Annotated in this window: 3 protein-coding genes and 1 pseudogene; 2 read left to right on the plus strand and 2 right to left on the minus strand. The window is 69.2% G+C overall.

Annotated features, from left to right (window positions below; translation table 11 throughout):
• The coding region (locus DD1DGNOD_RS28845) for an adenosylhomocysteinase (protein ID WP_241255505.1) at positions 1-209 on the plus strand (209 nt) is incomplete at its 5' end.
• A 49-nt stretch (positions 210-258) separates the two neighbouring features.
• On the opposite strand, the gene DD1DGNOD_RS06170 is transcribed toward DD1DGNOD_RS28845, so the two are convergent.
• Positions 259-1197 carry an RDD family protein gene (locus tag DD1DGNOD_RS06170; RefSeq protein WP_131765651.1) on the minus strand — a complete coding sequence of 313 codons (939 nt, stop codon included), beginning with the start codon at positions 1195-1197 and terminating at the stop codon, positions 259-261.
• Positions 1198-1568: 371 nt separating this feature from the next.
• Between DD1DGNOD_RS06170 and DD1DGNOD_RS06175 the strand changes: the two genes are divergently transcribed.
• On the plus strand, positions 1569-2576 hold the full coding sequence (locus DD1DGNOD_RS06175; protein WP_131765767.1) for a stage II sporulation protein M: 1008 nt from the start codon (positions 1569-1571) through the stop codon (positions 2574-2576).
• A gap of 252 nt (positions 2577-2828) precedes the next feature.
• On the opposite strand, the pseudogene DD1DGNOD_RS06180 reads toward DD1DGNOD_RS06175, so the two are convergent.
• Positions 2829-3313 (minus strand): annotated as a pseudogene (locus DD1DGNOD_RS06180) (DUF58 domain-containing protein); the annotation flags it as partial.

The raw sequence follows: 3313 nt of genomic DNA on the forward strand, positions 1-3313 counted from the left end.
CGGTCATGGATATGTCCTTCGCCGACCAGGCGCTGACCGCGGAATGGCTGACGAAGAACTGGCAGTCGCTGGCCCCGGGCGTCCACGACGTCCCGGTTGAGATCGACAAGGAGGTCGCGCGGCTCAAGCTGGAGACCATGGGTCTCGCGATCGACGTCCTCACGCCGGCTCAGGAGGCGTACCTCAACTCCTGGGAGCACGGCTCCTGATCCAGGAGCAGGCCTGGTCTGCGGCAGGCTTGCCCTGCGGCAGACCAGGTCAGCTCGGGGGAACGAAAGGCCCCGGCGCCGGGGCCTCGGCCACGTCGCCGCCCGGACCGGTCGGCTGTGCCGTCCACGATTGGGCCGCCCATGGCTGGGCTGCCCTCGGTTGGGCCCCCCACTGCTGCTGGGCTCCCCACGGTTGCGCCGGCTGCGTCGGGGGTGCGCCGGCAAACTGCCACTGTGCGGTGTGCTCGGCGCGTCGCTGCGCGCGGGCGGTGCGTTCGGCAAGTACCGCCGACAGGTACGCCCAGGGATGGGTACCCGGTGGCGGTGGGGGGGTGACGACGGCGTGTACCGACGCGGCGAGCTGGTTGCCGATCCGCTCACGTGTCTGTGGTGACAGCTCCTGGACCCGGTTGAGGAACTGGCGTACCGCAAGCGCCAGGGCGTCCTCGAACGAGGACAGGTCGAGGGTGCTGGCCCAGCCGGCAAGCTGCGGCGGCATTGTCACGGGCACTGCTCTGCCGTGCGGGATGCGTTCCTGGAGGACGACCGTTCCGGCGAGGAGATCCCCGAGCCGCTTGGATTGCCCGGAGACCAGCATGCTGATCATTCCTGGGATTGCCAGCAGCGCACCGGGCCGCTCGACCACGGCGCCGAGCAGGGCGCGGACGAACGCGTGGCGGAACCGGACCGGCCCGCCGTCATCCCGCACGACCCGCAGCCCCATGGCTGCCTTCCCGATGCTGCGTCCCCGCCAGACCGTTTCCGCCGCGGCCGGGTAGCCGACCACGACCAGCACCACGACGGCCAGATAGACCGCGGATGCCAGCGCGTCGTCATCCGGGGCGACGACTCTGAAGGCAGCCCAGGCGGTGACGGCAAGTGCGACCGCCTGAAGGGCGAGGTCGATGAGGCCGGCGATGATCCGTGAGCCGAGCCGGGCGACCCGCAGGTCGATCGTGACCGCCTCACCGGTGACGAATCGGCTCATGCGGTGGCTCCGATCCCGGTGGTTGCGATCCTGGTCACGCTCGTCCTGTTCGGTGAATGTTCGGTAGGTGTCCGGTGACGGCATCCCGACCCGACCGAAGGTTGTGCGATCATGGTTCTTCCCGTCGGGCCGAAGGCTGTGCGATCATGATTCTTCCCGCGTGGCCGGAGGCCCTGGGGGGTACGGCCGGAGGCTCCGGGGTACCGGGGGTACGGCCGGAGGCCCCGGGAGGTGTAGCCGGAGGCATGGGGGTCCCGCGATCGCCTGAGACATCGGCCTCCCATTATCATCCATTCAGCTGTTTCCGCCCGTCCGACGTGTGCCGGGTAGTGACGTTTGCCGGGTACCGGGTGTGGTGGGAGGCGGTACGGATGGATCTTGATGCGTACGTCGGCCTCCATCGTGCCGAGTGGGCCCGCCTGGAGGATCTCGTCCGGCGCGCGGCGCGGCCCCGCAGGATGTCCGGGGTGGAGCTCGACGAGCTTGTGGAGCTTTACCAGAAGGCTGCGACCCACCTGTCGGTGATCCGCAGCCGCGGTCCGGACCCGGTTCTGGTCGACAGCCTCGCCGGCACGGTCACCCGGGCACGTTCCGTTGTCGTCGGCGCGCGGGACCCGAGCTGGCATGTTGTCGGCAGGTACTTCGCCGTCACGTTTCCGGCGGCGGTGTATGCGCGGCGTATGTGGTTCCTGGCTACCTGCGGGGCCTCGCTCGCGGTCGCCGTGGCGCTCGGCCTGTGGGTGGTGCACACCCCGGCCGCCTACAGCGGCCTGCTTCCGCCGGCCGAGGTGCAGCAACTGTGCCGGACCGACTTCGCCCACTACTACTCGGAGAATCCCGCGTCCTCGTTTGCCGCACAGGTATGGACGAACAACGCGTGGGTGGCCGCGTCGGCCATTGCCTTCGGCGCGCTGCTGGGCCTGCCGACCCTGGCGGTGCTGCTGTTCAACTCCGTCAACCTGGGGATCGTCGGCGGTTACATGGCTAGCTGTGGCGAGTCGTCGCAGTTCTTCACCCTGATCCTGCCGCACGGAATGCTGGAACTGACCGTCGTCTTCATCGCGGGTGCGGTCGGTCTGCGGCTGGGCTGGTCGATTATCGATCCGGGTCCGCGCCGGCGGGTGGAGGCAGTGGCGGCCGAGGGCCGAGCCGCTGTTGTGATCTCGCTCGGGCTGGCGGTCGCGCTGGCGTTCAGCGGCCTGATCGAGGCGTTCGTGACGCCGTCATCCCTGCCGGCCGGAGTCCGGATCGGTGTCGGCGTGTTCGCCCTGGTGATGTTCGTTGGTTACATCCGGGTCTACGGCCGTCGTGCCGTGGCCATGGGCGAGTCCGGCGATCTGGACAAGGAGCTCTCCGCGGACCTCGCACCGACCGCCTAGGATGTCGATCATGTAACTATGCGTGGCCTGGCGAACGGTGGCATGCGTCGATGAGTGCTGGCCACCCGGAAGATCGGCGCGAGTTTGTCGATGTGTACGTTAATGTGGCCAAAAGTGTACACGGCAACAAATTCGCATGGATCATGGTCTGTGCGGGTGGCTGCGGGCGGGATTCGCACTATTTGACCGGTGCTCCAGCGGGCCGAAGGCAGCACAAAAGATCATGGCTGTGCCGTCTTCGGCTTTCGGCTCTCACAGGCCTCCGGTGGACTTCAGCGTCAGGTAGACGTCGGTGACAGCTGCCGCGTAGGTCGACGGTGGGGCGTCCACGACCTGCGCACCGCGCTGGCGCAGCAGCCCGGCGAGCTGGCGCCGGCGCAGCAGCGCCTGCCCGGCCGCCGCGGCGGAGTAGACCGCACGCACGTCACCCCGGCCGGCCGCGAGCTCGGTCAGGCGTGGGTCGCTCACCGCCGCGACGACGACGGTGTGCCGGGCGGTCAGCGCCGGCAGCGCCGGCAGCAGACCTTCTTCGATGACCGCGGGCGCGAGCTCGGTGAACAGCACCACCAGGCAGTGCCGCCCGGCGGTGCGTAGCACCGACGAGACGATCGCGTGGTGGTCGGCCTCGGCCAGTACGGGTTCCACCAGCGCCATCGCCGCGCTGATGCGGACCACCGGATCCCCTCCGCCCGCCGCCGGCAGGGTGATCCGGGCCGTGGTGTCGTGCGCGAGCAGTC

Source organism: Candidatus Protofrankia californiensis (assembly GCF_900634765.1).
Classification (GTDB): Bacteria; Actinomycetota; Actinomycetes; order Frankiales; family Frankiaceae; genus Protofrankia; species Protofrankia californiensis.